Annotated in this window: 3 protein-coding genes; 1 reads left to right on the top strand and 2 read right to left on the bottom strand. The window is 73.0% G+C overall.

Annotated elements, in window-relative coordinates:
• Positions 1 to 175: 175 nt before the first annotated feature.
• Both AC1DZA_RS20055 and AC1DZA_RS20050 read right to left on the bottom strand, forming a co-directional pair.
• The gene (locus AC1DZA_RS20055) at positions 176 to 379 is read right to left on the bottom strand and encodes a hypothetical protein (protein WP_476774089.1); all 204 of its coding nucleotides are present in this window, start codon (positions 377 to 379) and stop codon (positions 176 to 178) included.
• A 187-nt stretch (positions 380 to 566) separates the two neighbouring features.
• Positions 567 to 1,616, bottom strand: coding sequence for a LacI family DNA-binding transcriptional regulator (locus tag AC1DZA_RS20050; protein ID WP_476774088.1), 1,050 nt, complete (start codon positions 1,614 to 1,616; stop codon positions 567 to 569).
• Between the two features lie 203 nt (positions 1,617 to 1,819).
• Here AC1DZA_RS20050 and AC1DZA_RS20045 point away from each other — a divergent pair, with 203 nt between their 5' ends.
• The gene (locus tag AC1DZA_RS20045) at positions 1,820 to 3,160 is read left to right on the top strand and encodes a Gfo/Idh/MocA family protein (protein WP_476774087.1); all 1,341 of its coding nucleotides are present in this window, start codon (positions 1,820 to 1,822) and stop codon (positions 3,158 to 3,160) included.
• Positions 3,161 to 3,460 lie beyond the last annotated feature (300 nt).

Here is a 3,460-nt window from a genome sequence, read left to right as displayed (position 1 = left end):
GCGCCGGAGCGCTGCGACCGGGGCGCAGCACGCGGCGACGCGCCCACCCGGAACGCCGAGTGGTCACTTCTGGCGGGGTGCGGGCGCGCGAGAGCGCCAATCGTGACCACTCGCTGCGACCGGACGCGTCGGCGCGTCGGTGAGCGCCGTGCGCGGCGGCTCCGTCGAAGCGGCGTCAGCCGGCGCTGCGCACGCGGGGGCCGGGCGTGAGCTCGGCGTCATCCGCCGGCTGCTCGGCCTTCCGGTCGGCCGCGGAGTGCTGCTCGGGCCGTCGGCGCCGAAGGAGCGGCGAATCCGACACGGCGGCGAGCGCCACCAGGCAGGCGACGCTTCCGATGAGCAGCGCGAGGATCTGGAGCGCGGCGAGGAAGGGGTTCATGGTGCACCTCACGATGGGACCGTCTTTGGCAGGCCAGTATCTTCCCACGAACCGGCGCTGGGACGCACGGGTCTTGACGCGGGGCATCCGCCTGGTCACAGATCGGATGCCGCGAGCCGGCCTTTCGCGGCGCGACCGGACTTCGGGCCGCGAATCCGGGTGGCTGGCCGCGGGTCTCAGCCCCGGCTCAGTCCCGGCGCGGCGTCGACTCGCGCAGCACGACCTCCGTGGCGACGGAGCCCTCGGCCGCCGCGTCCTCGTCGCCGAGGGCGAGGCGCAGCGCGCGCCGGCCGATCTCCTCGAGCGGGACGCGCACGGTGGTGAGCGGCGGCGTGACGTCGCGCACGGTGGGAACGTCGTCGAAGCCGGCCACCGCCAGGTCGACGCCCGGGGTGAGCCCCGCGTCTCGCACGGCGGAGAGCGCGCCGACCGCCATCACGTCGTTCGCGGCGAAGATCGCCTCGATGCCGTCGAGTCCGCGCTCGATGAGCGCCGTCGTGCCGTCGTAGCCGCCGTCGCGCGTGAACTCCGCGCGGATCACGTCGTCGTCGCTGAGCTCGATGCCTGCCTCGGCAAGCCCGTCGCGGAATCCGGCGAGGCGGTCGGCGGCGGTCCGCAGGCCCTCGCGAGCCGTGACCACGGCGAAGCGGCGATAGCCGAGGCCCACGAGCTCGCGCGCGAGGGCGGCGGCGCCGACGCGGTTGTCGAGCAGCACCGTGCGGAAGTCGTACTCGTTGCGGCTGATGAGCACCACCCGGCCGCCCGCGCGCTCGTAGGCCGCGAGCTCCTCGCCGAGCGCGCCGTCGGTGGGGTCGGTGGTGGGGCGCGAGCCGGCCAGGATCATGACCCGCGGACGCTGGCCGCGCAGCGTGCGCACGAGCTCGAGTTCGCGATCGGGATCGCGTTCCGTCGCCGCCATGGTCACGATGAGGCGAGCGGTGTCCGCTTCGGCGACGACGCCGGCCGCGATGGAGGAGAAGTACGGGTCGGCGATGTCGGCGACGAGCAGCGCGACCGTCGTGGTGGTGCCGCGCGCGACCGCCTGCGCCGAGAGATTGGGGGAGTAGTCGAGTCGGGCGGCGGCCTCGAGCACGCGCTGCCGATACTCCTCGTTGACCTTGCGGGTGCTGCCGTTCAGCGACCTCGACGCGGTCGCGAGTGAGACGCCCGCCTCGCGCGCCACGTCGTGCAGCGTCGCCGGTGCGTTCCGGCCGGTCTGGATGCCGCCCTCGGTCATCGGTCCTCCTGCAGTCTGCCGCCCCTCGGGCGACTCTACCCCGCGGCCTCCACGTCGACGCGGCACGTTTGGCCATGAGTGCGGGTACTGGTACAAATGGTAGCAATTCGAGATAGCGCTTTCCCGCTTCATCCCGCAGCGATTCCGCACCGATGGGATGCCGCGGAGGAAGCGCTTTCTCCCGAGATCCGAGTGGAGCAGCGATGGCGCAGGAGCGGTACGGACTCATCGGCACGGGCAGCCGGGCCGGCATGTACATCGGCGCGCTCACCGGCACCCAGCTCGGGGCCGAGCGCGTACCCGACGTCGCCGAACTCGTGGCCTGGAGCGACGTGAACCCCGGCCGTCTCGACGTCTACGAGCGCCAGGTCGTCGCGGCGGGGCATCCGGCGCCCGCCAGATACGAGGTCGACGACGTCGAGCGGATGATCCGCGACGAGCGGCTGGACCGCGTCATCGTCACGACGCCCGACTTCACCCACGCCGACTACGTCGTGCGCGCCCTGCGCGCGGGGGCGGACGTCGTCGTCGAGAAGCCGCTCACCATCGACGCGGAGAGCGTGCGCCGCATCGGTGCCGCGATCGCCGAGACCGGGCGCGAGGTCATCACCACGTTCAACTACCGCTACAGCCCGCGCAACTCCACGCTGCGGCAGGTCATCGCCGACGGCGCGATCGGCGCGGTGACGTCGGTGCACTTCGAGTGGGCGCTCGACACGGTGCACGGTGCCGACTACTTCCGCCGCTGGCACCGCCAGAAGGCCAACTCGGGCGGCCTCTTCATCCACAAGGCGTCGCACCACTTCGACCTGGTGAACTGGTGGATCGCCGCGACGCCCGTGCGCGTCTTCGCGAGCGGCGGGCTGCGGTTCTACGGCGCCGAGAACGCGGCGGCGCGGGGCCTCGGCGATCGGCCCTCGCGGGGCACGGGTGTGTCCGGCGACCCGTTCGCCCTCGACCTCGCCGCCGACGAGCGACTCAAGGAGCTCTACCTCGACCAGGAGCAGCACGACGGCTACCTCCGCGACCGCGACGTGTTCGACGCCGGCATCACCATCGAGGACAACCTCGCCGCGCTCGTCGACTACGACAGCGGCGCCACGATGAGCTACTCGCTCAACGCGCACGCGCCGTGGGAGGGCTACCGCGTCACCGTCAACGGCACCGAGGGCCGCGCTGAGCTCGAGGTGGTCGAGCGCGGCGCCGTGCTCATCGGCGACGACGGCCGCGTGGTCGTCGACCCGAGCATGCACCCCGACGCCTCGCCCGAAGACCGGGTGCGGCCCGACTCCGAGCGCCTCGTCGTGCAGCGGCACTGGGAGGGCGCGCGCGTCGTGCCCATCCCCGCCGGCATCGGCAGCCACGGCGGCGGTGACGCGTACCTGCTGCAGCACCTCTTCGACCGGGTGACGGATGACGCGCCGCTCGGCCGCGTCGCCGGCTACGCCGACGGCGTCAAGGCGGTGTCGGTCGGCATCGCCGGCAACCTCTCCCTCGCCACCGGCGAGCCCGTGCGCATCGCCGACCTCGAGCTCGGCGTCTAGCCCCGACGCAACAGAGCGGATGCCGCGGCCGCCCGCCGCGGCATCCGCTCACTGCTACCCCCGGCGGATATACGATCCGCCACACCGTGCGCACGGCCCGATACCCGGGGTGTCGGATCGTATATCCGCCGATTCGTGCAGCTCGCACGCTGATCGCGGGGAGCCGGCAGGGCCGATCGGGCCGGTGGCACTGGCCGGCGGCGGCCGCCGGTCAGGCGGCGTCGATCGCGGGAGCGTGCCTCGGGTAGCCCAGGAGGAGGGCGCCCGAGGCGATCCAGACGAGGCCGATCATCACGAGCA

The organism is Agromyces sp. P2_B3 (assembly GCF_056404815.1).
This window is presented reverse-complemented; position numbering and strand designations above follow the sequence as displayed.